27 protein-coding genes and 1 tRNA gene are annotated in these 24,185 nt (G+C 60.3%); 10 read left to right on the plus strand and 18 right to left on the minus strand.

The window, feature by feature from the left end; all coding sequences use genetic code 11:
• The first annotated feature begins 5 nt into the window (after positions 1-5).
• Positions 6-422, plus strand: coding sequence for a ParB N-terminal domain-containing protein (locus tag ACJ8QI_RS18490; protein WP_072265500.1), 417 nt, complete (start codon positions 6-8; stop codon positions 420-422).
• 618 nt (positions 423-1,040) lie between these two features.
• Here ACJ8QI_RS18490 and ACJ8QI_RS18495 read toward each other — a convergent pair.
• Positions 1,041-1,116: transfer RNA gene (locus ACJ8QI_RS18495), tRNA-Phe, on the minus strand.
• A gap of 704 nt (positions 1,117-1,820) precedes the next feature.
• Between ACJ8QI_RS18495 and speF the strand changes: the two genes are divergently transcribed.
• Complete coding sequence (gene speF, locus ACJ8QI_RS18500; protein WP_442532941.1) at positions 1,821-3,986, plus strand: ornithine decarboxylase SpeF; 2,166 nt, start codon at positions 1,821-1,823, stop codon at positions 3,984-3,986.
• 50 nt (positions 3,987-4,036) lie between these two features.
• Here the strand turns inward: speF and mltC are convergent, their stop codons facing one another.
• From mltC to mutY, 3 genes are all read right to left on the minus strand, one after another.
• Positions 4,037-5,113: a membrane-bound lytic murein transglycosylase MltC gene (gene mltC / locus ACJ8QI_RS18505; protein WP_004937402.1), complete on the minus strand. Its 1,077-nt coding sequence runs from the start codon at positions 5,111-5,113 to the stop codon at positions 4,037-4,039.
• Between the two features lie 64 nt (positions 5,114-5,177).
• A complete protein-coding gene (locus tag ACJ8QI_RS18510; protein WP_004937404.1) occupies positions 5,178-5,450 on the minus strand; it encodes an oxidative damage protection protein in 273 nt (90 codons plus the stop codon).
• Positions 5,447-6,547 (minus strand): A/G-specific adenine glycosylase, encoded by a 1,101-nt coding sequence (mutY, locus tag ACJ8QI_RS18515; protein WP_004937408.1) that lies wholly within the window; start codon positions 6,545-6,547, stop codon positions 5,447-5,449. The genes ACJ8QI_RS18510 and mutY overlap by 4 nt, the downstream gene beginning before the upstream one ends.
• Before the next feature lie 177 nt (positions 6,548-6,724).
• Between mutY and trmB the strand changes: the two genes are divergently transcribed.
• The 5 genes from trmB to ACJ8QI_RS18540 all read left to right on the plus strand — a co-directional run bounded on the left by trmB (position 6,725) and on the right by ACJ8QI_RS18540 (position 10,077).
• Positions 6,725-7,444 (plus strand): tRNA (guanosine(46)-N7)-methyltransferase TrmB, encoded by a 720-nt coding sequence (trmB, locus tag ACJ8QI_RS18520; protein WP_060441033.1) that lies wholly within the window; start codon positions 6,725-6,727, stop codon positions 7,442-7,444.
• A complete protein-coding gene (locus ACJ8QI_RS18525; RefSeq protein ID WP_019456098.1) occupies positions 7,444-7,770 on the plus strand; it encodes a YggL family protein in 327 nt (108 codons plus the stop codon). Before trmB ends, ACJ8QI_RS18525 begins: the two co-directional genes overlap by 1 nt.
• Before the next feature lie 95 nt (positions 7,771-7,865).
• Positions 7,866-8,789: a glutaminase B gene (gene glsB, locus ACJ8QI_RS18530; protein ID WP_033649631.1), complete on the plus strand. Its 924-nt coding sequence runs from the start codon at positions 7,866-7,868 to the stop codon at positions 8,787-8,789.
• A gap of 30 nt (positions 8,790-8,819) precedes the next feature.
• Positions 8,820-9,542 carry a DUF2884 domain-containing protein gene (locus tag ACJ8QI_RS18535; RefSeq protein ID WP_038879295.1) on the plus strand — a complete coding sequence of 241 codons (723 nt, stop codon included), beginning with the start codon at positions 8,820-8,822 and terminating at the stop codon, positions 9,540-9,542.
• A gap of 100 nt (positions 9,543-9,642) precedes the next feature.
• Positions 9,643-10,077, plus strand: coding sequence for a DUF29 domain-containing protein (locus tag ACJ8QI_RS18540; RefSeq protein ID WP_016930094.1), 435 nt, complete (start codon positions 9,643-9,645; stop codon positions 10,075-10,077).
• A gap of 37 nt (positions 10,078-10,114) precedes the next feature.
• On the opposite strand, the gene hemW is transcribed toward ACJ8QI_RS18540, so the two are convergent.
• From hemW to ACJ8QI_RS18570, 6 genes are read right to left on the minus strand one after another with little or no spacing between them, the layout of a single operon-like run.
• Positions 10,115-11,257 (minus strand): radical SAM family heme chaperone HemW, encoded by a 1,143-nt coding sequence (gene hemW / locus ACJ8QI_RS18545; RefSeq protein WP_442532923.1) that lies wholly within the window; start codon positions 11,255-11,257, stop codon positions 10,115-10,117.
• A complete protein-coding gene (locus tag ACJ8QI_RS18550) occupies positions 11,250-11,843 on the minus strand; it encodes an XTP/dITP diphosphatase (RefSeq protein WP_047729848.1) in 594 nt (197 codons plus the stop codon). Before ACJ8QI_RS18550 ends, hemW begins: the two co-directional genes overlap by 8 nt.
• A 17-nt stretch (positions 11,844-11,860) precedes the next feature.
• The gene (yggU, locus tag ACJ8QI_RS18555) at positions 11,861-12,151 is read right to left on the minus strand and encodes a DUF167 family protein YggU (RefSeq protein ID WP_033649585.1); all 291 of its coding nucleotides are present in this window, start codon (positions 12,149-12,151) and stop codon (positions 11,861-11,863) included.
• Positions 12,148-12,702 (minus strand): YggT family protein, encoded by a 555-nt coding sequence (locus ACJ8QI_RS18560; protein WP_442532924.1) that lies wholly within the window; start codon positions 12,700-12,702, stop codon positions 12,148-12,150. The genes yggU and ACJ8QI_RS18560 overlap by 4 nt, the downstream gene beginning before the upstream one ends.
• 31 nt (positions 12,703-12,733) lie before the next feature.
• Entirely contained in the window at positions 12,734-13,555 is an 822-nt protein-coding gene (gene proC, locus ACJ8QI_RS18565; protein WP_442532925.1) for a pyrroline-5-carboxylate reductase, read from the minus strand.
• Between the two features lie 19 nt (positions 13,556-13,574).
• The gene (locus ACJ8QI_RS18570) at positions 13,575-14,282 is read right to left on the minus strand and encodes a YggS family pyridoxal phosphate-dependent enzyme (protein WP_060422654.1); all 708 of its coding nucleotides are present in this window, start codon (positions 14,280-14,282) and stop codon (positions 13,575-13,577) included.
• A gap of 20 nt (positions 14,283-14,302) precedes the next feature.
• Between ACJ8QI_RS18570 and ACJ8QI_RS18575 the strand changes: the two genes are divergently transcribed.
• Entirely contained in the window at positions 14,303-15,325 is a 1,023-nt protein-coding gene (locus tag ACJ8QI_RS18575) for a type IV pilus twitching motility protein PilT (protein ID WP_342145023.1), read from the plus strand.
• Here the strand turns inward: ACJ8QI_RS18575 and ruvX are convergent.
• The 6 genes from ruvX to ACJ8QI_RS18605 form a co-directional block, all read right to left on the minus strand.
• Positions 15,322-15,744 carry a Holliday junction resolvase RuvX gene (ruvX, locus tag ACJ8QI_RS18580; RefSeq protein ID WP_015379046.1) on the minus strand — a complete coding sequence of 141 codons (423 nt, stop codon included), beginning with the start codon at positions 15,742-15,744 and terminating at the stop codon, positions 15,322-15,324. The two genes, ACJ8QI_RS18575 and ruvX, sit on opposite strands and share 4 nt — an antisense overlap.
• A complete protein-coding gene (locus tag ACJ8QI_RS18585) occupies positions 15,744-16,307 on the minus strand; it encodes a YqgE/AlgH family protein (protein ID WP_033635940.1) in 564 nt (187 codons plus the stop codon). The genes ruvX and ACJ8QI_RS18585 overlap by 1 nt, the downstream gene beginning before the upstream one ends.
• Before the next feature lie 145 nt (positions 16,308-16,452).
• The gene (gene gshB, locus ACJ8QI_RS18590; RefSeq protein WP_047729854.1) at positions 16,453-17,403 is read right to left on the minus strand and encodes a glutathione synthase; all 951 of its coding nucleotides are present in this window, start codon (positions 17,401-17,403) and stop codon (positions 16,453-16,455) included.
• 10 nt (positions 17,404-17,413) lie between these two features.
• Positions 17,414-18,145, minus strand: coding sequence for a 16S rRNA (uracil(1498)-N(3))-methyltransferase (gene rsmE / locus ACJ8QI_RS18595; RefSeq protein ID WP_033635938.1), 732 nt, complete (start codon positions 18,143-18,145; stop codon positions 17,414-17,416).
• 69 nt (positions 18,146-18,214) lie between these two features.
• Positions 18,215-18,910 carry a deoxyribonuclease I gene (endA, locus tag ACJ8QI_RS18600; RefSeq protein WP_038879275.1) on the minus strand — a complete coding sequence of 232 codons (696 nt, stop codon included), beginning with the start codon at positions 18,908-18,910 and terminating at the stop codon, positions 18,215-18,217.
• Between the two features lie 101 nt (positions 18,911-19,011).
• Positions 19,012-19,524: a SprT family zinc-dependent metalloprotease gene (locus ACJ8QI_RS18605; protein ID WP_016930082.1), complete on the minus strand. Its 513-nt coding sequence runs from the start codon at positions 19,522-19,524 to the stop codon at positions 19,012-19,014.
• A gap of 372 nt (positions 19,525-19,896) precedes the next feature.
• On the opposite strand from ACJ8QI_RS18605, the gene fumA reads away from it, so the two are divergent.
• Together fumA and ACJ8QI_RS18615 are read left to right on the plus strand one after the other, a co-directional pair.
• Entirely contained in the window at positions 19,897-21,543 is a 1,647-nt protein-coding gene (gene fumA / locus ACJ8QI_RS18610; RefSeq protein WP_033635936.1) for a class I fumarate hydratase FumA, read from the plus strand.
• A 150-nt stretch (positions 21,544-21,693) separates the two neighbouring features.
• Positions 21,694-22,560, plus strand: a complete 867-nt coding sequence (locus tag ACJ8QI_RS18615; protein WP_084827149.1) for a helix-turn-helix domain-containing protein — start codon at positions 21,694-21,696, stop codon at positions 22,558-22,560.
• On the opposite strand, the gene ACJ8QI_RS18620 is transcribed toward ACJ8QI_RS18615, so the two are convergent.
• Positions 22,484-23,536 (minus strand): XdhC family protein, encoded by a 1,053-nt coding sequence (locus ACJ8QI_RS18620; RefSeq protein ID WP_442532926.1) that lies wholly within the window; start codon positions 23,534-23,536, stop codon positions 22,484-22,486. The genes ACJ8QI_RS18615 and ACJ8QI_RS18620 overlap by 77 nt on opposite strands.
• An 8-nt stretch (positions 23,537-23,544) precedes the next feature.
• Entirely contained in the window at positions 23,545-24,129 is a 585-nt protein-coding gene (locus tag ACJ8QI_RS18625) for a nucleotidyltransferase family protein (RefSeq protein ID WP_084827150.1), read from the minus strand.
• Positions 24,130-24,185: the final 56 nt, after the last annotated feature.

Genomic DNA, 24,185 nt, shown 5'->3' on the forward strand with positions numbered 1-24,185 from the left:
TGAACATGCAGTATGAGGTAATATTACACCCAGTTGCCTTGATCCGTCCCTCTGAAGAGGTCAATATGGAACATGTTATAGCATTAACAGAGGAGATAGCGCGTTGCCAAAAATGGATAACACCCGTTCCCATTGAAAAGCACACGGGGATCATTATGGATGGCAACCATCGATATCGTGTGGCCAATAATCTTGGGCTAATGTACCTTCCTTGTATATTGCTTGATTATACTGATGTACGCGTGAGAGTACACGACTGGAATAATGGTGAGCCCTTCTGCCCGTTAAAAATCAGAGACCACATAGTAAACCAGGGAAAAATTTTCCCGTATAAAACCACTCGTCATTTATTTTCACCGGTTCTTCCAGCCGTTGATTTTCAGCTCAAACAGTTATTCGGTATACGTTCATTAACTATATAGTTCTTCTCGGCTCTGGTCGCGATCAATGCCGGAGTCCGTTTTGTAGGAATAGTTCTGCACGAGAGCATTGCAGCGGATGCTTTTAGACACTCAGCCATTGAGCCAATCCTCGAGCTTAGGACGTTGCTGATGTCCCGCTATGTATGTACTGCGCCTCAGCGCGGCCGCAGATCGACCATGCGCTGCACTTTGCCTTCTTCCGAGCGAGGCCCTTGGCCGCATCATCGAACGTAGTTCGATGGAGAGTCCGTATCCCAGAAAACGAAAAACCCGCCATAGGCGGGTTATTCTGAATATGGTGCCCGGACTCGGACAACGGGCGCCTGTGCCGGGTTGAACAGCGCTTTAGCGCTGGCCCGCAGGGTGAGGCCTTTGGCCGAATAATCGAACGCAGTTCGATGGAGAGTCCTGTCCCTGAAAAGCAAAAACCCAGCCATAGGCTGGGTTCTCTAAATAGGGCGACCGGACTCGGACAACCGGCGCCTGCGCCGCGTTGAACAGCGCTTTAGCGCTGGCCCGCAGGGTGAGGACTTTGGGCCGAATAATCGAACGTAGTTCGATGGAGAGTCCGTACTCCAGAAAGCGAAAAACCCAGCCATAGGCTGGGTTCTCTAAATATGGTGCCCGGACTCGGAATCGAACCAAGGACACGGGGATTTTCAATCCCCTGCTCTACCGACTGAGCTATCCGGGCAACGGGGCGCATTAAACCGTATTGGCCGGGTGGCGTCAATCGCTTTCTGTCACAAAGCCGATCGGTTGCTCTATTTTCAGGCAGCGAACCCGGCGGAGTGGGGAATGGGAGGGTATCGTCATTCAATAAATATGCATATAAAACGTGTATTTATACCGTCGTTAAGATGAGTTTTTATGATTTTTTAATTAAATAACAATGCGTTATTTTAAAATCAATGCGCGTTAAATCAGGGCGATTCTTGCTTGAACCCCGCAACGAATCATGCAATCATTGCGCAAATTTTAGCACTCTCCGTTCCCTGACGGTGTTCCCGCTTCTTATAAGCCAGAGGGTTATTGGCATGACTGGTTTTGTTGCTCAAGCGCTGCTGCGCACCAGACATCTGACGCCGCCACCGTTCCGCCGTTGTCTCCTTTGCACGTCATCCGCCCGAATACGCCTGCCGGCCATGCGGTAAGGCCGCCTGATGCTCGCTGTTAGGCATGCGTAAAGCCAGCGCTATGGCCCTGATTTTACTGATGCCTGTCGGACGCTGCCAAGACCAGTTCCCCCGATAGCCGCCTGATGATCCCCGATCATGAGCCGGTCACGCACGCCGCTTATGCTGCCGTGCCCGGGTATCGCTTTACCGGGATAACCGCGTTATCTCATTACCGTGCCGGTGGCACACCCTCATCCTTCACCGTTTGAGAGTCAGCATGATGAAAGAATTGAAAATCGCGACCAGCGCCAGCCTGGTCGCCACCATTGAGACGCTGCGCCAAATCGTGCGCGTAGAGCAGACGGACTACACCGACGTGGCGGCGGTGGTGGTGTCGGTCGCCGACGTTAACGCCGGCATTCTGGCGCGCTTGCAGGCGACGGGGTTCGACATTCCGACCTTCGTGGCGGTGGAAGGGGATGAGCATCTCTCGCCGGACTATCTGCCGTTCGTCAGTGGGGTTTTCGCGCTGCTGGCCGGCGCCAGCAAGCCGTTCTACATGGCGCAGCTGGAGGCCGCCGCCGATGCCTACGAGCAGGCGCTGCTGCCGCCGTTCTTCAAAACGCTGAAGACCTACGTCGAGATGGAAAACTCGACCTTCGCCTGCCCGGGGCATCAGGGCGGCGAGTTCTTCCGCAAGCACCCGGCCGGCCGGCAGTTCTTCGATTTCTACGGTGAGACCCTGTTCCGTTCCGATATGTGCAACGCCGACGTCAAGCTGGGCGATCTGCTGATCCACGAAGGATCGGCCAAGGATGCGCAAAAGCACGCGGCGCGGGTGTTCAACGCCGATAAAACCTACTTCGTGCTCAACGGCACCTCGGCGGCCAACAAGGTGGTGACCAACGCGCTGCTGACCCGTGGCGATCTGGTGCTGTTCGATCGCAACAACCATAAATCCAACCACCACGGGGCGCTGATCCAGGCCGGCGCCACGCCGGTCTATCTGGAAACCGCCCGTAACCCGTTCGGCTTTATCGGCGGCATCGATGCGTACTGCTTCGACGAACGCTACCTGCGTGAGCAAATCCGCGAAGTGGCGCCTGAGAAGGCCGCGGCGGCGCGGCCGTTCCGGCTGGCGATTATTCAGCTCGGCACCTACGACGGCACGATTTACAACGCTCGCCAGGTGATCGACACCATCGGCCACCTGTGCGACTACATCCTGTTCGACTCCGCCTGGGTGGGCTACGAAGGCTTTATTCCGATGCTGAAAGAGTGTTCGCCGCTGCTGCTGGAGCTGGACGAGCACGATCCGGGCATTTTCGTCACCCAGTCGGTGCATAAACAGCAGGCGGGGTTCTCGCAGACCTCGCAGATCCACAAGAAAGACGACCATATCAAAGGGCAAAAGCGCCACTGCAACCACAAGCACCTGAACAACGCGTTCATGCTGCATGCGTCGACCAGCCCGTTCTATCCGCTGTTCGCCGCGCTGGACGTCAACGCCAAGATGCACGCCGGCCCCGCCGGGCGCCGCATGTGGATGGACTGCGTCAAGCTGGGCATCGAGACCCGTAAACAGCTGCTCAAGTGCTGCTCGCAGCTGAAACCGTTTATTCCGCAGCAGGTGGCGGGCAAAGACTGGCAGGATCACGATACTGACCTTATCGCCAACGACGCGCGCTTCTTCACCTTCGTGCCGGGGGAAACGTGGCACGGCTTCGAAGGCTATGCCCAGGATCAGTATTTGGTGGATCCGTGCAAGCTGCTGCTGACCACGCCGGGCATCGACGCCGCGACCGGCCAATACACCGAGTTCGGCGTGCCGGCCACCATTCTGGCCAACTTCCTGCGCGAGAACGGTATCGTGCCGGAGAAGTGCGATCTCAACTCGATCCTGTTCCTGCTGACCCCGGCGGAAAACCCGGCCAAGATGGAGCACCTGGTGGAGATGCTGGCGCAGTTCGAGCGCTATGTTGCAGAAGACGCGCCGCTGAGCGTGGTACTGCCGACGGTGTACCGCAAGAACGAGCAGCGCTACCGCGGCTACAGCATTCGCCGACTGTGCCAGGAGATGCACGATCTGTACGTCAGCTTCGACGTCAAACAGCTGCAAAAGGAGATGTTCCGGCAGGATCATTTCCCGCCGGTGGTGATGAACCCGCAGGACGCCAACGTGGAGTTTATCCGCGATAACGTCGAGCTGGTGCCGATCGGCCAGGCGGAAGGGCGCATCGCGGCGGAAGGGGCCTTGCCGTACCCGCCGGGCGTGCTGTGCGTGGTGCCGGGCGAAGTGTGGGGCGGCGCGGTGCAGCGCTACTTCCTGGCGCTGGAAGAGGGCATCAACCGCCTGCCGGGCTTCTCGCCGGAGCTGCAGGGGGTCTACATCGAGAAAAAAGATCACGGCTGGAAGCGCATCTTCGGCTATATGATCAAGCCATAGAAAAAGGGCCGGTTCGCACCGGCCCTTCTCATTTATCCACGCGGAACGCGTTACTTTCTGCGGTAGCTCTTCTGCGCGGTATTCACTTTCACCAGATAGCGGCGCGACTCGGCTGCCGGGTGCTTGGTGGTCAGCGTCTGGTACACGTCGCCCGGTTGCATGCCGTTGATGATGCCCACCGCGCGCGTTCTGTCGCTGGAGAACACCCGCAGCACGCTGCCCGCACCGCCGTTGTAGGCGGTGATCACCGCATAGCGGCGCGAGGTCGGGTTCTGAATGCCGCCCAGGTAGTTGTTCTGCAGGATAGCCAGGTAGGCGGTGCCGGTGTCGATGTTGTTCTCCGGATCGAACAGGTAGCTGCGGCTCGGGGTGCCCCATTTGCCGCGCATCTGGAACACATCCTTACCGGCGGTGTGCTGCACCACCTGCATCAGGCCGAGCGCGTCCGAACCGCTCACCGCATACGGGTTGAAGCTCGATTCGGTCTGCATGATCGCCAGGATCAGCGACTCGTCCACGCCGTATTTTTCCGACGCTTTGCGCACCATCGGCAGGTATTTGTGCGCACGTTTGTCCAGGTGGTTCGGCACCAGCTGGATGGTGACCGAGTAGATCACGTGCAGGCCGGAGGTGCGTTTTTGCAGCTTGGTCTGCAGCAGGTAATCGGCGAAGTGCGCCGCGCGCCATTCCCAGCGGATCGGCGCGCCCTTGTTATCCAGCACCTGGCCGTACAGGAACGGCTCTTTGCTGATCTGGATATCGTTGGCGTCGGAATAGAGATCGATGGACCCCGGATCGTCACCCATCAGCAGCGTGCTGATGATCGCCTGGCGCAGGTGCGCGGCCGGATCGGTGGTGGCGATGGTCTCGATGGTAATGGCGCCGGTGTCGAAGTTGATGTGGCTGCGGGTTTGGTATTGGTCGGTATATTTGACGTAGTCTTTCGGCCCGGCGATCAGAACTTCGTTCAGACCCCAGATGTTCTCGATGTTGTGGGCGAATTGGCCCATCAGAATGTCGAAGCCGTTGGTATCTTTAATCCAGGCTTCGTTGATTTCTTCACTTTTTTTGCCGGAACAGGAGATCAGCAAAGGCGCTATTACGAGCAAAGCTAAAATTTTCTTCATCTTAAAGCCGTTTGGAAGAAGTATAAGAGGATTGAAGCGGGGCCAGCGCCTGGCCCCAACAGCGTTATTCGCTCGGCGGCGTATAGCCTTCGATGTGCACGTCGTGCCCTTCGAACAGGAACTTGATCATTTCCTCTTCCAGCAGCTTGCGGTCGTCCACGTTCATCATGTTCAGCTTCTTCTCGTTGATCAGCATGGTCTGCTTCTTCATCCACTCGCCCCAGGCTTCCTTGGAGATCTCGTTGTAGATGCGCTTGCCGACGTCACCGGGATAAAGCTGGAAGTCCTGGCCTTCGGCGTCGCGCTGCAGGAAAGTACAAAAAATGGTGCGGCTCATGCTAATTCCTCATCGATGGCGCTATCGCCATATAAGTTTTGTTGGATCGGGGGCTGCTTCGCTAGCTGTTGCAACAGGCGATCCACCGGCGCTGCCAGCCCGACCGACGGCGGCTGCGCTAAGTTATACCAGAGACCTGCGCCCTCATCCATGCCGCTGCCCGCCGCGTCGAGCGACAGCCACATCGGCACGATATCGAGGTGGAAATGGCTGAACGTGTGGCGAAACGCGGTCAGCTGCTCCAGGCGCTTGCCTTTCAGACCGCGCTGCTGCAGCCAGAGTTCCAAATCCACGCGCGCGCTGAACTGCGGGAAGCAGAACAGGCCGCCCCACAGGCCCACCGCCGGGCGCTGCTCCAGCCACACCCGGTCGCCGTGCTGCAGCAATAAGAAGTAGGCGGTTTTTTCCGGCAGGGTCTGCTTGGGTTTCTTGCCGGGGTAGTTGGCCCAGCTGTGGTTGGCGTAAGACAGGCAGCCGACGTTGAGCGGGCAGAGTTCGCACTTGGGCTTGGAGCGGGTACAGACCATGGCGCCCAGATCCATCATTGCCTGGTTGAACTGGCCGACGCCCTGCGCCGGAGTGACCTCTTCGCTGATTTTCCACAGCCGGTTTTCGACTTCTTTCTTGCCCGGCCAGCCCTCCACCGCGTAGCAGCGGGCCAGCACGCGCTTCACGTTGCCGTCGAGGATCGGATAGTGTTGGCCCAGCGCCAACGACAGCACCGCGCCGGCGGTAGAGCGGCCGACGCCCGGTAAATCGGCGATTTCTGCGAAGGTTGTCGGGAACTCGCCGCCGTGCTGTGCGACAATGGTCTGCGCCGCCTTGTGCAGGTTGCGGGCGCGGGCGTAATAGCCAAGGCCGGTCCACAGATGCAGCACTTCGTCGAGCGGGGCTTCCGCCAGCGCGCGCACGTTGGGAAAACGGGCCATAAAGCGCTGAAAATAAGGAATGACGGTGGCAACCTGGGTCTGTTGCAACATCACCTCGGAGAGCCATACTTGATAGGCGGTTTTTTCCAGCTGCCACGGCAGGGTCTTGCGACCGTAGCGCTGATACCAGTCAAGCACCACCTGTGCGAATTGTTGTGCTTGCATCATGAGCAGCGTCGTTATCCGGCAGAAAATGAAGCGAGATTGCAGCATAGAGTCATGGTGCTGTAAACCGGAACTTTCCGACGCCGCACGGCGGGTACAGAAGATGAACACTTGCTAAACCAATGTATCTTTGCATAATGCGCGTTTCCCTAATTGGCAGCCAAACAGACAGAAAGCACTATGATTAATGACGTCATCTCCCCGGAATTTGATGAGAACGGCCGCGCGATGCGCCGTATCCGCAGTTTTGTCCGCCGCCAGGGGCGGCTGACCAAAGGCCAGCAGCACGCGCTGGAGAACTATTGGCCGGTGATGGGCGTGGAGTATCAGGCTGACGCTGTCGATCTCACCGCGTTGTTCGGCCGCGACGCGCCGACGGTGCTGGAGATCGGTTTTGGCATGGGGGCCTCGCTGGTGACCATGGCGGGCAACAACCCGCAGCAGAACTTTTTAGGGATCGAAGTGCACTCGCCGGGCGTGGGCGCCTGCCTGGCCGACGCCCACGAGGCGAAGCTGAGCAACCTGCGCGTGATGTGCCACGACGCGGTTGAGGTGCTGGAAAACATGATCCCGGACGGCTCGCTGGATATGGTGCAGCTGTTCTTCCCCGATCCGTGGCACAAGGCGCGCCACAACAAGCGCCGCATCGTGCAAACGCCGTTTGTCGAACTGGTGCTGCGCAAGCTGAAGACCGGCGGCGTCTTCCACATGGCCACCGATTGGCAACCTTATGCGGAACATATGTTAGAGGTTATGAACGGGGTCGCAGGCTACCGTAATCTTTCCAGCGATAATGATTACGTGCCGCGTCCGGATTCGCGCCCACTGACGAAATTTGAATTACGCGGCCAGCGCCTGGGACATGGCGTTTGGGACTTGATGTTTGAGAGGAAAGAATAATGGCTAAGAACCGCAGTCGTCGTTTACGTAAAAAGTTGCACATTGAAGAATTTCAGGAGCTGGGTTTCTCCGTAGCCTGGCGCTTCGCCGAAGGCACGTCGGTGGAAGACATCGACAGCACGCTGGATACCTTCATCGATGAAGTGATCGAGCCGAACGGCCTGGCGTTTGACGGCAGCGGCTACCTGCAGTGGGAAGGTCTGATCTGCCTGCAGAAGATCGGCCACTGCACCGACGAGCAGCGCGAGCTGGTGAAAAACTGGCTGGAAGCGCGCAAACTGACCGACGTTAAGGTCAGCGATCTGTTCGATATCTGGTGGGATTGATCGCGCTTGCCCGATGAGCGCGGCTTCGCGCCGCGCCGTTTTATTGATCTAAGGTGCCTTAACGGCGCCTTTGTTTTGCCCGGAGTGTGACCGAGGTGGTAACAACATTGGATAACGCGTTGCTGGAGGAGATCCTGCAACAGGTGCGCCCGCTGATTGGTCAGGGGAAAGTGGCCGACTACATCCCGGCGTTGGCGGAAGTGCCCGCCGATCGGCTGGCGATCGCCGTCTGCACGGTGGATGGCGAACTGTTCCAGGCCGGCGACGCCGCGGAGCGCTTCTCCATTCAGTCGATCTCCAAAGTGCTGAGCCTGACGCTGGCGCTGACGCGCTATCAGGAGCCTGAGATCTGGCGGCGCGTCGGCAAAGAGCCTTCCGGCCTGCCGTTCAACTCGCTGCTGCAGCTGGAGATGGAGCAGGGCAAACCGCGCAATCCGTTTATCAACCCCGGCGCGCTGGTGGTGTGCGACATGCTGCAAACCCGGCTCAGCGCCCCCAAACAGCGCATGCTGGAGGTGGTGCGCCAGCTGGCCGGCGAAGACGACCTGGCCTATGACCTGCGGGTGGCGCGCTCCGAGTTCGAACACTCCGATCGCAATGCGGCCATCGCCTATCTGATGAAGTCGTTCGGCAACTTCGAGAACGACGTGATCACCGTGCTGCAAACCTATTTCCACTACTGTGCGCTGCGCATGAGCTGCGTGGAGCTGGCGCGCAGCTTCGTCTATCTGGCCAATCACGGCCGCGATCTCAACGGCGAGACGGTGATCAGCCCGCTGCAGGCCCGGCAGATCAACGCCCTGATGATGACCAGCGGCATGTACGACGGCGCCGGCGAATTCGCCTATCGGGTGGGGATGCCGGGCAAGTCCGGCGTGGGCGGCGGCATCGTGGCCATTGTGCCGGGCGAGCTGTCGATCGTCGTCTGGTCGCCGGAGCTGGATGCTTCCGGCAACTCGCTGGCGGGAACTGCGGCGCTGGAACTGTTGTCTCAACGTATCGGTCGTTCGATTTTTTAATCCCAATCTGGATGGGAGTCAGGAGAAGCTATGTTGAAGAAAACCGGGTTAGCCTTACTGCTGCTGGCGGCGACTGCCGCGCAGGCCCACGCCGAGTACCAATGCAGCGTTAAACCCCAGGACGATGTGATCATCAGCCCGCAGAGCGTGCAGGTGAAAGGCGCCAGCGGCGACCTGCAAATTTCGCCGGATGGTGACGTGATCCGCAACGGTCAGGCGCTGAGCCTGAGCGACAGCCAGCGGCAGAAAGCCTTCAGTTACCAGAGCGCGCTGCGCAAGCAGCTGCCGTGGATCGACGACGGCGCGCAGAAACACCTGGAGAAAGCCCGCGCAGCGCTGGATAAGGTGATCGTCAAAGAGCTGGGCAGCAACAGCAACGTGCGCAACCGGCTGACCACCCTCAACGGCCAGCTGAAACAGCAGATGAACCGCATCATCGAGCACCGCAGCGACGGCCTGACCTTCCACCACAAGGCGATTGACCAGGTGGAACAGGATGGCCGCAACATCGTGCAGCAGAGCATGGGCGGCGTGCTGCAGGACAGCCTGAACGAGATGGGCGTCAAACAGGCTGCCAACAGCGGCGGCAACCCGCTGCAGGCGATCATGGGCAACCTGGGCGGCTTGCAGAAGGCGATCCAGAACGAGTGGAACAACCAGGAGCAGGACTTCCAGAACTTCGGTCACGACGTTTGCAACCGCGTCACCGCACTGGAAACCCAGCGCAAGGATCTTCTGAAGGCGTTGAAGTGATTCAAGAACCTTCTCGGCAGTATGTTTTTTGACCTTCTTAAGCTTATCTGACAGACTGGTCAAACTACGTACAGATTTATGGATGTTTACGGAGGACGCTATGAGCCATACACGTTACGAAACCGATGTTGTTGCCTGGGCAAATGAACAGGCCGCTCTTTTGCGCTCCGGAAAATTGTCTGAGATCGATATTGAAAAGATCGCCGAGGAGATTGAGGACGTGGGGAAGAGCGAGCAAAGGGAACTTGCTAGCCGGATGACGGTGCTGATTGCACATTTGCTTAAATGGAAATATCAGCCGGCCAGGCGCGGAACCAGCTGGGAGAGAACGATTAAAGCGCAGCGCAAAGAGGTGCTTTACAGCTTGAAAGAGTCGCCCAGCCTAAAAGGTAAACTGAGCGATGCTGATTGGCTGGATGTCGTCTGGTCGAAGGCCGTTGCGCTCGCTACGGCCGAAACTGGGCTGGATGTATATCCGGAAAACGGCATCTGGGAAACTCAGCAGATTCTGTCTCAGACGTTTTACCCAGATTAACACCAATAAAAAAGCGCTGATTATTCAGCGCTTTTTTTTACTCGTCGTCCGCCAGGAACAGTTCCAGCAGCGAGTTGAGGAACAGTTTGCCCTTCTCGGTGATTTGCCAGTGCTCTGCGGTTTCTTCCAGATAGCCTTTGGCCAGCGCTTCGTCCAGCTGCGGGCGAATGACGCTTTCCGCCAGCCCGGTGTAGTTGACGAAGTCGGCGCGCGGCGCAGCTTCCAGCAGGCGGAAGCGGTTCATGAAGAATTCGAACGGCCGATCCGCCGCCGCCACCTCATGCTGCTTGTCCATGTAATCGCCGCGCATAAAGCCGCGCGGGTGCTTGGTCTTGGCGGTGCGCAGGATGCGCCCGTCGCTGAAGGTCACCTTGCCGTGCGCGCCGCAGCCGATCCCCAGATAGTCGCCGAAGCGCCAGTAGTTGAGGTTGTGCTGGCATTGGTAGCCCGGTTTGGCATAGGCCGAAGTTTCATACTGCTGATAGCCGGCGGCGCTCAGCAGCTGGTGGCCGCGTTCGAAGATATCCCACAGCGCGTCGTCGTCCGGCAAAACCGGCGGGCGCGAGCTGAACAGGGTGTTCGGCTCGATGGTCAGCTGATACCACGACAGGTGCGGCGGGTTCAGGGCGATAGCCTGGCGCAGATCGTCCAGCGCCTCTTCCAGCGACTGATCCGGCAGGCCGTGCATCAGATCGAGGTTGAAGCTGCGCAGGCCGAGGCCGGTCGCCAGCGTTGCCGCGCGCTTGGCCTCTTCCGGGCCGTGGATGCGCCCTAAGCGGGTCAGCTTCTCGGCGCTGAAGCTTTGCACCCCGATGGAGATGCGGTTGACGCCGGCGCGCTGGTAGCCGCTGAAGCGATCGGCCTCCACGGTGCCGGGGTTGGCCTCCATGGTGATTTCGGCGTCGTCGGCGACGCGTATGCGCGCCCGCACGCCGTCCAGCAAGGCTTGCATCGCCTCTGCGCTCAGCAGGCTGGGGGTGCCGCCGCCGATGAAGATGGTGTTTATCTCCCGGCCGCCGGCCAGCGGCAGATCGGTATCCAGATCCGCCAACAGATGATCGACATACTCCTGATGCGGCACGTCACCCTTCAGCGCATGGGAGTTGAAGTCGCAGTACGGGCATTTCTGCACGCACCACGGGATGTGAATGTAGAGACTCAGCGGGGGCAGCTTAAGCATTGCGCATGGCTTCCAACATCAGCGTCAGCGCCTTGCCGCGGTGCGAAATCGCCCGCTTCTCGTCGCGGCTCAGCTCGGCGGCGGTGCGGCCCAGCTCCGGTACGTAGAAGACAGGATCGTAACCGAAGCCGCCTTCGCCGGCGGCCTGCTCGGTGATCTCACCGGCCCAACTGCCGTGGAACACCAGCGGCGTCGGATCTTCCGCATGGCGCAGATAGACCAGCACGCAGTGGAATTGCGCGCCGCGCCGGCCCGGCGCTACGCCTTTCAGCGCCGCCAGCAGCTTGTCGAGGTTCTGCCGATCGTCGGCGTCTTCACCGGCATAGCGTGCGGAGTAGATGCCCGGCGCGCCGCCCAGCGCGTCGACCGCCAGGCCGGAGTCGTCGGCGATCGCCGGCAGGCCGGTGACCTGTGCCGCATGGCGCGCTTTCAGAATGGCGTTTTCGATAAACGTCAGCCCGGTCTCTTCGGCGGATTCCACGCCCAGATCGGTTTGCGCGACCACGTCCAGGCCGAAATCGGCCAACAGGTCGGCAAGTTCGCGCACTTTGCCCGGGTTACCGGTGGCAAGAACGACTTTTTGCATAATGACTACCTTGAAAATTATTCGATGAGCGCCGCGACCACGGCGGGGATCTGTTGCGGATTCACGATGCGTAACTGTTTATGCCGCCCCAGTTCGCCTTTCTCGATGGTGACGCTGCTTTTCGCCACTTTGAACTGCTTGGCGATAAACTTGATCAAATGGGCGTTGGCTTGGCCGTCGACCGGCGGAGCGGTGATGGCGACTTTCAGTTCGTCGCCATGCAAGCCGATAATTTGGTCGCGGCTGGCTTTCGGCTGAATATATAGCCTGATCGCCAGCCCGTCCAGCACCGGAGTGACTGCACTCACAGCAGGAACCAAAGTTGGGGGAACAGATCCATGCCCAGGTAGTTGAGCAGATAGAGGATCAGGATTACCACCATGGCGGAAAAGTCGATGCCGCCCATCGCCGGGATGATGCGACGGATCGGCGCCATCAAGGGTTCGGTCAGCTGGTACATCACGTAGTCGATCGGGCTGCGGCCCTGGCTTACCCAGCTCATCAGCGCACGAATGATCATTACCCAGAAGATCAGGTAGCCGACGGACTTCACCAGCGAGATTAGGCCGAACAGCAGGTTATAGGGGCTGAGCGACATCGCGCCGCCCTGGATCAGCAGTAGCAGCGGGTACTTGATGGTCATCAGCAGGAACGCCAGCAGCAGCGAAGCGCTGTCGATAGGCCCCAGCGACGGGATGATGCGGCGCAATGGGCCGACGATCGGCTGGGTGATCTTCACCACAAACTGCGAGAACGGGTTGTAAAAATCGGTGCGCGTCCATTGCATCCAAATGCGCAGCAACAGCACCATCACGTACAGATCAATAACGGTTTTGACCAGGAAAGTCAGCGTTAGCATGAAGTGGTCCTTCTCCTTAACTCATGGTTATTTAAAATAATTTTTCCATCTCTTGCGCACGGGAAACGGCGGCCTGCATCGCTTGCGCCACGGTTTCCGCCAGTTGGCGTTCGTTGAACACCCGCAGCGCTTCGGCGGTGGTGCCGCCTTTGGATGTCACCTGCTCGCGCAGCGTGCCTAGCGGCGTATCCGGGTTGGCCTCAACCAGCGCGGCGGCGCCGGAAGCGGCCTGTTGCACCAGATCGCGCGCGGTTTGGCTGTCGAAGCCCATGCGTTCGGCCTCTTTCTGCATCGCTTCCATAAACAGGAAGAAATAGGCCGGGGCACTGCCCGCAGCGGCGATCACGCCGTTGATGCCATTTTCGTCACCGACCCAGCAAACTTTACCGACCGACGCCATTAAATCGCTGGTGTAGTCGCGATCCTGCCGGCTGACCTGCTCCGGTGCGTACAATCCGCTCATGCCCTTGCCGACCAGCGACGGGGTGTTGGGCATGATGCGCACGATGTTCAGCTTGTCGCCGAGCAGCTGATAGAAACGGCTGACCTGAATACCGGCGGCGATCGACAGCACCAGCTTGCCTCTGAAATCGACCTGCTCGCGCAGCGGCTGGCAAACGTCGGCCATCAGCTGCGGTTTGACCGCCAGCACCACCACGTCGGCCGCGCGCGCGCAGGCGACGTTGTCGCCGCTGCTGACGATGCCGTAGTCCGCCGCCAGCGCGTCACGGTTTTTCGCCGAAGGGGCGCAGACGCTGATGGATTTGGCCGGATAGCCGCCCGCCACCAGGCCGGCGATGATTGCACGCGCCATGTTGCCGGCGCCGATAAAGGTAATCTTGCGATGTTGCATCAAATCCCTCGTCTGTTTGTCAGGCCTGCGAGTAGTCGCGGGCGCCAAAAATTGCGGTGCCGATGCGCACCAGGGTGCTGCCAGCGGCGATCGCCGCCGCCATGTCGTCCGTCATGCCCATCGACAGCGTATCGGCCTGCGGATAACGCTGACGCAGGGCGAGAAAGGCGTCGTTCATCCGGCTGAATACCGCCAGCTGCCGCTGGTAATCCGCTTCCGGCGCCGGAATGGCCATCAGGCCGCGCAGCGTCAGGTTCGGCAGCGCGGCGATCGCTTCGGCCAACGCCGGCAGCTCGGCCAGCGCGATGCCGGATTTGCTCTGCTCATCGCTGATGTTGATTTGAATCAGCACGTTGAGCGGCGGCATACCGGCCGGACGCTGATCGCTCAGGCGCTGGGCGATGCGCAGCCGATCTACGGTATGGCACCAGGCGAAGTGTTCCGCCACCAGCCGACTCTTATTGGATTGCAGCGGGCCGATAAAGTGCCACACCAACTCGCCGCTCTGCGGCGACTCGGCGAAATGCCGGATCTTGTCTACCCCTTCCTGCACGTAGTTCTCGCCGAAGGCGCGCTGGCCCGCGGCGATGGCTTCTTCGATCGCCGCCACAGGTTTGGTTTTGCTGACTGCAAGCAGAGCAACTTCTTCTGGCGCCCGCGCGCAGTTTTGCGCGGCGGCCGCGATGCGGTTTCTGACATCCTGCAGGTTCTGTTGGATAGTGCTCATTATTGACCCGGGAGAGTGATATGGATATCGATGAATTCGTGGCCCTTAGTGTAAAGCATAATGCTTCCGATCTGCACCTTTGTGCCGGCCATCCGCCGATGTTGCGCATCGACGGTGAGCTGCAGCCGCTGGCGGCGGCGCCAACGCTGACGGCGCAAGGCGTGCAGGCCCTCTGCGACGGATTGCTGAGTGTGCAGCAGCGCGAGAGCCTGCGGCGGCTGGGGCAGCTCGATCTGGCGCTGCACAGGCCGGGTGGGGAGCGGTTGCGGGCCAACGTTTTTCAGCAAAGCGCGGGGATGTCTCTCGCATTGCGGCGCATCGCTGGGCAGGCGCCTTCGCTTGCCGAGCTGGCGGCCCCGGCCATCGTCCCGGCACTGCTGCGGCGCGACGACGGGCTTCTCCTGGTCACCGGCGCCACCGGCAGCGGCAAGTCCACCACGCTGGCGGCGATGATTGACGAGATCAACCGGCACCAGCCGCGGCACATTTTGACGTTGGAAGATCCGATCGAATTCCTGCACCGCAGCCGACGATCGCTGATTCAGCAGCGGGAGATCGGCCGCGACAGTCACAGCTTCGATACGGCGTTGCGCGCTGCGCTGCGCGAAGATCCGGATGTGATCCTGCTGGGCGAGCTGCGCGATGTCGCCACCATTCGGCTGGCGCTCACCGCGGCGGAGACCGGCCATCTGGTGCTGGCGACGCTGCACACCCGCAGCGCGCCGCAGGCGGTGGAACGGCTGGTGGACGTGTTTCCGGCGGAAGAGAAACCCTATGTGCGCGCCCAGCTGGCCGGCAGCCTGCAGGCGGTGATCGCACAAAAGCTGATGCGGCGGCCCGGCGGCGGGCGAGTGGCGATCTTTGAGGTGCTGACGGCGACGGCGGCGGTCAGCAACCTGATCCGCGAAGGGAAAACCCATCAGTTGGCGAGCGTGTTGCAAACCGGCGCGCAGTCCGGCATGCAAACCTTTGAGCAAGGTTTGCAGCAGCGGATCGACGCCGGCGTGTTGGGGGATTGTGTTGGCGAAGGGGCGGGGAGTTAACCCAGCTGCCGTTCGAACCAGCTTTCGAGGATCACCACCGCAGAGGCGGAATCCACGCTGCCTTTGTCGAGCGCGCGGAAGCCGCCGCGATCGAACAGGTTGGCGCGGGCTTCCACGGTGCTCAGGCGCTCGTCATGCAGATCGATCTGAATGCCGAAGCGGCCGTGCAGGCGGTTGGCGAACTTGCGCGCCTGGGCGGTCACCGGTTGTTCGGTGCCGTCCATGTTCAGCGGCAGGCCGACCACCACCAGATCCGGCTGCCACTCCTTCAGCAGCTTTTCGATTTTCAGCCAGTCCGGCGAGCCGTCCTGCGCTTTGAAGGCCGGCAGGGCGCGGGCACTGCCGGTCAACTCCTGGCCGACGGCCGCGCCGATGCTTTTGGTGCCGAAGTCGAAGGCGATAATGGTGCGGTTACTCATCAGGCGTGTCCTGCGTGGTTGGCGATGCTGCGAATGTCGATACCCAGAAGGTTCCCCGCCTCGCGCCAACGGCTGGCGATCGGCGTGCGGAACAGAATGTCGGTGTTGGCCTCGATGGTCAGCCAGGCGTTCTCCAACACCTCCTGCTCCAGCTGGCCCTTTTCCCAACCTGCATAACCCAGCGCCACCAGCACGTCGTCCGGTTGTTCCGGGGTGCCGAGCGTTTCCAGCACGTCTTTCGAGGTGGTGATCATGGTGTTGGGGGAAATTTGAATGCTGGCACCGAAGCCGTGGCGCGGCGTATGCAGGATAAATCCGCGATCGTCCGCCAGCGGGCCGCCGGCGAACACCGGCTTGTCCAGGCTGATGGCAGGATCGCGCGCAGGCGGCATGATCTTCAGCTTGCTCAGTACCGTGGCTACCGTGAACTGCTCCACCGGTTTATTGATCACCAAACCCATGGCGCCTTCTTCGTTGTGCTCGCAGACGTAAATCACCGAGCGCTTGAAGCGAGGATCCTGCAGGGTGGGCATGGCGATCAGAAAATGGTGCTGTAAATTCATGGCGTTAGTATAAGGTAATCAATGGGTGAGAAAATAAACAGCCGCCAGTATGCGGCTATACCCGCCGCCTTTCAAGCCGCGTGAAAAGGCGTGCTTTGGCGGGCGCGATACAGGATAGCGGGCGGCAGGCCGCCCGCATGACGCATTATTTCGCCGCCAGGCGCTTTTCAATCGCGTCCATCAGCATGCCGGTAATCGAGATCGGGAATGCCGCCTCAATTTCGCGCGCGCAGGTTGGGCTGGTCACGTTGATTTCGGTCAGGCGATCGCCGATCACGTCCAAGCCGACGAAGATCAGCCCTTTCTCTTTCAGCGTCGGCGCGACGGCGCGGGCGATTTTCCAGTCGCTCTCGCTCAGCGGACGCGCTTCGCCGCGGCCGCCGGCCGCCAGGTTGCCACGGGTTTCGCCCTGCGCCGGAATGCGCGCCAGGCAGTAAGGCACCGGCTCGCCGTCGACGACCAGAATGCGTTTGTCGCCGTCCTTGATCGCCGGCAGGAAGTTCTGCGCCATGCAGAAACGGCTGCCGTGTTCGGTCAGGGTTTCGATGATCACCGACAGGTTAGGATCGTCCTGCTTCACGCGGAAGATAGACGCGCCGCCCATGCCGTCCAGCGGCTTCAGGATGACGTCGCCGTGCTGCTGGTGGAATTTGCGGATGTGCGCGGCGCTGCGGCTGACCAGCGTGTCCGGCGTCAGTTCCGGGAACCAGGCGGTGAACAGCTTCTCGTTGCAGTCGCGCAGGCTTTGCGGCTTGTTGACCACCAGCGTGCCTTTGACTTCGGCGCGCTCCAGAATGTAGGTCGCGTAGATGTATTCGGTATCGAACGGCGGATCCTTGCGCATCAGGATCACGTCCAGATCGTGCAGCGCCAGATCCTGCTCGCTGCCGAAGCTGAACCAGTTCTCCTTGTCTTCCTTCACGCTCAGCAGGCGAGTGCGGGCGCGCCCGTCACCGGCGTGCAGATAGAGATCGTTCATCTCCATGTAGTGCAATTCGTAACCGCGGCGCTGCGCTTCGAGCAGCATGGCGAAGCTGGTGTCTTTCTTGATGTTGATGGAATCGATAGGGTCCATCACGATGCCGAGCTTAATCATCTTTTCTCCTTTAACCCAGGTCGCCGAAGCGGACCTGCAGAGCGGTAATGGCGGTGAGCGCTGTGGTTTCGGTACGCAGCACGCGTGGCCCCAGCAGAATATCAGTAAATCCGTGGTTGGTGGTCATGGCGATTTCGTCGGCGGACAAACCGCCTTCCGGGCCGATCAGCAGGCGGACGCGGTCTACCGGCTGCGGCAGCGTGTTGATGCTGTGGCTGGCGCGCGGATGCAGGTTGAGCTTCAGGCTGCCGTCCTGCTCGGCGCACCAGGCTTCCAGCGACATCGCCTCGCGGATTTCGGGAATGCGGTTACGGCCGCACTGTTCGCAGGCGGCGATGGCGATCTTTTGCCATTGCTGGATTTTCTTCGCCAGACGCTCGCCGTCCAGTTTGACGCCGCAGCGCTCGGAAAACAGCGGGGTAATGACGTTGACGCCCAGCTCGATGGACTTCTGAATGGTGAACTCCATCTTCTCGCCGCGCGAGATCACCTGGCCCAGATGCAGGTTGAGCGGCGATTCGATGTCATCCACGCGGCCGTCGCCGAGGCGCACCAGCACGCTCTTTTTGTCCACCCGAACTATCTCGGCGTCGAACACCTGGTTGCTGCCGTCGAACAGCTGCAGCGCCTGGCCGGCGCTCATGCGCAGCACGCGGCCGACGTGGTTGGCGGCGTCCTCGCTCAGGGCGATCTCCGCCCGATCGGTCAACGGCTGCGGATGGTAAATGCGGGGTATGCGCATGGGTAGTCTGATCCTGACGAAACGGCGCCGCGGGTTGGCGGCGCCATGAAAGATAAAGGCTATAGTAGGTTAGCTTTTCCGCTGCTGACAAGCCTGTTGAATATAGGGGTTGTGGTTGCCCTGCACCTTGGCGATACGTGCTTCACGCTGACATTCCCATTGGCTCACCGGATATTGCCGGTTCCACACCTCGAACAGCTGGGTTTGCTGGCGTGACAGCCGCAGCTGGTAGCGATCGCGCATGTAGAAGTAGGTGCGGGCAATGGCGCCGCGGGCGCGGGCGGGCGGCTCCGCCTGTTTATTCTTGAAGTCCACCTTCATCGGGCATTGCCCGTATTGGCCTTCACCGCCGTTCCATTGGCTGTACATGAAGTTATTGCGGTCGCCGTTCACTTCGCCGATCGCCGGCTGCAGGTTGTGCAGATCGGTTTCTATCTGGCGATAGGTGGCGTCTTTGTTGCAGTTCTTGCGCCCGCCGTCCTGCCAGCACTGCAGCTGGTGGCCGAACTGCCAGGCCGGCACCACGTGTTCCCACTCGATGCGCTGCGCGCGTTGGGCGTTTTTACGCACCTGATAGCCGCAGCCGGCGAGATCCGGGATGCCCTTCTTGCCTTGCCAGTCGATGCGGCAGCCGCAGTAAAAACTGCCCGGCGCATCCTGGTTAATCTTGGCCGCCGCCGCCTTGGCCTGAGAAAAATTATTGATGCCGTGCGCCTGTACGGCGCCTGCGGCGAAAACCGCCATAAACAAAATTCTGCGAAGCATATTCCAAAACAGCTCAAAATTGGAAAAGCAGGCAGGGTAACGGAACTTGCCGGTAGTGGCAAATGGCGATATTTGCTTGTTTTAACGTATAAATCGTTTAACTAAAGGTTCTCGCTAGCAAGAAATTTCAGTTTTTCGCCGCACCGGCGGCAGCGGTATTCGCTTTCGCCGCGCAGCACGCGGTTATGGCGGCGAATGGTGAGCTGGTGCTGCCCGCAGCCGCAGCGGTAGGGGAAGGTTTTGCTTTGCACCGAGGCGGTTTCGAAACGGTGAGTGCGGCTGGCGGGGGTCAGCAGTACGCTTTCCATCATCCAGCGCCATTCGCGGCCGTGCGGCGCCACCCGGCCGAATTGGCGAAACACCAGCAGGTGCGCCAGCTCGTGCGGCACCACTTCATCGATAAACGGCTGTTGGTTTTCCAGCAGCAGCACCGGGTTCAGACGGATTTCCCAGCTTTGCAGCCAGGCGGTGCCCGCGCTGGTGCCGCGTTGCTGATAGACGATGCTGGGTTCGGGGAACTCGACGGCAAAATGCCGGCGTGCCAACTGCAGCTTTTCTCGCAGGCAGCGCATCACCGCTTGTTGCAGCGCGATGGGGATTCTTGGTTTGTTCATTGCGGCCTAGCTTAAGCAATGGCACGGCGGCTGACAATATGCCCCGGCCTAAATCCGCATCCGACGCTTTCTTGGCGCTGCGCGCCGGTTTTTCGCCACATTGATAAGACGATCGCCGCCGATGGATTGTAATCAATGTGTTAACTGCGGGATAATAAAGCGTGCATGATGAGCCTGTACCCGCAGTTCTCACCGAGCAAGGTTGAAACGCCGCCTGTGGTAATTCCTTACGCAAAGAGCGGTTATTTTGCGATTTGGCGCAATAACTGACTGATTAAAAATACGTAAGGTGGAGGCAGTTTTTTGACAAGGCGCCGAGCCGTGCGCCGCAAGTGTGAATTTAACGCAGCTGATGTTGCAAGTGAGAGATCAATGTCGAATAAACCGTTCCACTATCAAGATCCGTTCCCGCTGAAGAAAGACGATACCGAATACTACCTGCTGAGCCGCGACCACGTTTCCGTGAGCGAATTTGAAGGCCAGGAAATTCTGAAAGTTGCCCCTGAAGCGTTAACCCTGCTTGCCCAGCATGCGTTCCACGACGCCTCGTTCATGCTGCGCCCGGCGCACCAACAGCAGGTGGCCGATATCCTCGACGATCCGGACGCCAGCGAAAACGACAAGTACGTTGCGCTGCAATTTCTGCGTAACTCAGAAATCGCCGCCAAGGGTATTTTACCGACCTGCCAGGACACCGGCACGGCGATCATCGTCGGCAAAAAGGGCCAGCGCGTCTGGACCGGCGGCGGCGATGAAGCGGCGTTGTCGCGTGGGGTGTACAACACCTACATCGAAGAGAACCTGCGCTATTCGCAGAACGCCGCGCTGGATATGTATAAAGAGGTCAATACCGGTAGCAACCTGCCGGCGCAGATCGATCTCTACAGCGTGGACGGCGAAGAGTACAAGTTCCTGTGCATCGCCAAGGGCGGCGGTTCCGCCAACAAAACCTATCTGTATCAGGAAACCAAGGCGCTGCTGTCGCCGGGAAAACTGAAAAACTACCTGGTCGACAAGATGCGCACGTTAGGCACCGCGGCTTGCCCGCCGTACCACGTGGCGTTCGTCATCGGCGGCACCTCGGCGGAAGCGACGCTGAAAACCGTCAAGCTGGCCTCGACCAAGTATTACGATGGCCTGCCCACCGAAGGCAACGAGCATGGCCAGGCGTTCCGCGATCTGGAACTCGAAGCGGAGCTGCTGCAAGAAGCGCAAAACCTGGGGCTGGGCGCGCAGTTCGGCGGCAAATACTTCGCGCACGATATCCGCGTGGTGCGCCTGCCGCGCCACGGCGCGTCCTGCCCGGTCGGCATGGGCGTCTCCTGCTCGGCGGACCGCAACATCAAAGGCAAGATCAACCGCGACGGCATCTGGCTGGAAAAACTGGAGCACAATCCGGGTAAATTCATTCCTCAGGAACTGCGTCAGGCCGGGGAAGGCGAGGCGATCAAAGTCGATCTCAACCGCCCGATGGCCGAGATCCTTAAACAGCTGTCGCAGTACCCGGTTTCCACCCGCCTGTCGTTGAGTGGCACCATCATCGTCGGCCGCGATATCGCGCACGCCAAGCTGAAAGAGCGTCTGGATCGCGGTGAAGGCCTGCCGCAGTACGTCAAGGATCACCCGATCTACTACGCCGGCCCGGCCAAAACGCCGGAGGGCTACGCGTCCGGTTCGCTGGGGCCGACCACCGCCGGACGTATGGACTCCTACGTCGATCTGCTGCAATCTCACGGCGGCAGCATGATCATGCTGGCGAAAGGCAACCGTAGCCAGCAGGTGACGGATGCCTGCCACAAGCACGGCGGTTTCTACCTCGGCAGCATCGGCGGCCCGGCGGCGGTGCTGGCGCAGCAGAGCATCAAGAGCCTGGAGTGCGTGGAGTATCCTGAGCTGGGTATGGAAGCGATCTGGAAAATCGAAGTGGAGGATTTCCCGGCGTTTATCCTGGTGGATGACAAAGGCAATGACTTCTTCCAGAAGATCCAGGCCGGTCAGTGCTCCAGCTGCCTGAAATAAGCGCGGCCCCCTTCGCCGCCTGCGGGCGGTGAAGGGGAGTGTGTAAAGTCCTGTAGCTTGCTGGACGTCGAGTTTTAACCTGTATACCCTACGCGGATAGCACTAAAATTCGACTAATGGAATATCGGCAACAGAAGGTTCGGCAAGCACATGGGTACGCAGGAAAGTCATATCAAGGAATTGCTGGTCTGGATTGAAGATAACCTGACCAATCCGCTGTCGTTGGATATCGTTTCCGCCAAGTCAGGCTATACGAAATGGTACCTGCAGCGCATGTTCAAGAAGCAGACCGGGTTGTCGTTAGCCTCGTACATCCGCGCTCGCCGCCTCTACCTCGCCGCTTTCGCCTTGCGTTTCACGCAGAAGAGCATTCTCGATATCTCGGTCGAATACCAATTCGATAACCAGCAGACGTTCTCGCGCTGTTTCAAGAAACACTTCGCCGAATCGCCCAGCGTGTATCGCCATGCCCGCAAGCAGGACTTCAGCAATCTGGTGCGTTCGCTGGCGGCCAGCCAGCCCGGCGATATTCAGGTTGAACGCGTCAGCATCGCCCGGGGGCAATACGCCTTTCACGGCAAGCAGTACGCTTATCACCTGGATATCGAGAAGCTGGACAAGTCGCACCTGCCACAGCGCAGCGCGCTGCGGGGGCAGTTCTACACCTTGTTGGGCGAGCGCCCGACGCAAACCTATTCGTTTACCCAGCTGGTGCCGGACGGCGAGCGGGTCAGGGTCGATTATACCCTGGGCGTGACGACGGAATACCCGCTGCGCGAAGGCGTGGTGCTGGAGCCGCTGCCGGAGATCCACGGCGAGTTTTGCCGTTTTCGCTATTCCGGCAAGCCGGTGGCGCTCAACGACCACATCATTCAGATCTACACGCAGGTGTTGCCCGAAATGGGGCTGGCCCGCGGTGACGGGCCGGACATTACGGTGTTCAGCTATTCGCTGAGCGGGAAAGAGGAACTGCATCTGGAGCTGCAGCATCTGGTGCCGGTGGTGCCGCTGCATTGATCCCGTCGGCGGCCGGCAGCCGGTTTTTTTGCTGCACGATCGCCGCCATCACCGCCAGGGCGATCTCCGCCGGGGTTTTGCTGCCCAGCGGCAGGCCGATCGGCGCATGGATGCGTTCCAGCTCCTGCGGCGTGAATTCGGCAATCTGCTGCAAACGCTGGCGCCGCCGCGCGCTGTTTCTGAGCGATCCCATGGCCCCGATGTAAAACGCCGGGGTGTGGATCGCTTCCATCAGCGTCAGGTCGTCCATGCGCGGATCGTGGGTCAGCGCCACGACGGCGGTATTGGCGTGGCATCCCCCTTCTTCAATAAATTTGGCCGGAAACTGGCGCAGCAACGTCACGCCCGGTTTCAGCTCGGCGGCAAAGTTATCCAGCACCTCAGGGCGGTTCTCGCACACCAGCACCTCAAACCCCAGCGCCACGGCGAAATCGGCGCAGTACAGCGCCACGCTGGACAGCCCGGCGATCAGCAGGCGCGGCGCGGCCGCGATGTGCAGGGTGATCTGCTCGAGCCGGCGTTCGACCTGCGTGGCGCTGGTGAAGTGGCTTTTCTCGAGGCTGTGGCAGGCGTTGGGCAGCGTCAGGCGTTTGATCAACGCGTGATGCCCTTCCAGCGCGCCGGCGATGCGTTGCAGGTAAGCGATGCTGCCTTCACCCGCCGGCAGGTATTCGATCAGCACGTCCAACACGCCGCCGCAGGGCAGCGCCACGTTGGGCGTCATGCCGCCTTCGCCGTAACGGATCACCTGGCTGGCCGCCTGATACTCCCCGGCGGCCACGCGGCGCAAAAAATCCTCCTCCACACAGCCGCCCGACAGCGAACCGCTGTAGCGGCCGTCGCGGGTCGCCGCCATCAGCGCGCCCGGCGACCGCGGCGAAGAGCCATAGGTACTGAGCACGGTGCATAACCAGACCGGCTGTTGCTGCAGCCAGCTTATCGCCTGGCTGACCACGGTGACATCAAGATGTTGCATAGGTGAATTTACTCGCTGGCCGGGAGTTGCGATGGAAGATCAATATCCTGCACGACGCCGGGGTGCTCAAGCGGCAGCAGGTGCACTGCCGCGCCTTGCAGCAGTTCACGCGCGCCATTATCGCCGCGCAGTTGGCAAAGGGGTTTGCGCAATAGGGCGGAAAAGCCGACCGGGTGGCCGGGCTGTTGCGCATAGCAGGGGCGCACGATCGTGTGCTGCCGTAAGGCATCCGCCACCTGCCGGAAAACCTCGGCGCCGACGAACGGCATATCGGCCAGGTGGATCAGCCAGCCCTGCCAGTGCGGCGTGGCGGCAACGCCCGCGGCGATCGAGTCGCCGAGGCCCGAACTGGCGAGCAGGGTGACCGGCACCTGATTGGCGGCGCAGGCTGCCAGCACCGGCAGATTATCCGGCCGGGTTACCACCTGTACCGGCAGGCCGGAAGCCAATGCCTGGCGCAGGGTGTGTTCGAACAGCGATCGCCGCTCGCCCGCCGCGTCGGTAAATCCGGCGTTCAATTTGTTGCCCTGGCCGCCGGCCTGAATAAAGCGCTCCCCGCGTCCGGCGGCGGTAATGACAATGCCCGTGGTCATGGTTGAAGTCCGCGTTTGCGCAAATTATTTATTAGCCTACAAACTACCTGTGTTTT

The sequence above is a fragment of the Serratia sp. CY84636 genome, assembly GCF_052166245.1.
In the GTDB taxonomy this organism is placed as follows: Bacteria; Pseudomonadota; Gammaproteobacteria; order Enterobacterales; family Enterobacteriaceae; genus Serratia; species Serratia nevei.